At 42.7% G+C, this 579-nt stretch carries 1 protein-coding gene; it reads right to left on the bottom strand.

Features of this window, described 5'->3' with window-relative positions; genetic code table 11:
• The coding region (locus tag H3T48_RS08805; protein WP_198189193.1) for a DUF1542 domain-containing protein at positions 1–579 on the bottom strand (579 nt) is incomplete at both ends.

The raw sequence follows: 579 nt of genomic DNA, 5'->3' as shown, positions 1-579 counted from the left end.
TAATCTTAGCTTTACCATCTGCTACTGCCTTGGCAATCTCATCTGGCGTGGTTGCGGCATCAATTGCGGCGTTAGCTTCTGCTACAGCGTTATCAACGTCTTGCTTCTGCTTGTTCTTTTCAACAGTAGTTAATAAGTCATCGGCATCAATGTTGCCCTTAACTGTAGTTGCTTCATTGGCTATGTCTTGCTTAGCATCATTCTTTTGAGTACTTAAATTCTTGCCTGGTACATATGCTGCATGAATTTTATTTTTACCTTCATTAGTTGCTTGAACAATACCATCTGGTGTGGTTGCGGCATCAATTGCGGCATTGGCTTCTGCTACAGCGTTATCAACATCTTGCTTCTGCTTGTTCTTTTCAACAGTAGTCAAGTTTTGATCGGCATCGATACTATTCTTAACATCTGTTGCTTCATTGGCTATGTCTTGCTTAGCATTGTTCTTTTGGGTACTTAAGTCCTTGCCCTGCACATATACGGCATTAATCTTGGCCTTACCATCTGCTACTGCCTTGGCAATTTCATCTGGCGTGGTTGCGGCATCAATTGCGGCATTGGCTTCTGCTACAGCGTTAT

Source organism: Lactobacillus sp. M0403 (genome assembly GCF_016101265.1).
Lineage (GTDB): Bacteria > Bacillota > Bacilli > Lactobacillales > Lactobacillaceae > Lactobacillus > Lactobacillus apis.
This window is presented reverse-complemented; position numbering and strand designations above follow the sequence as displayed.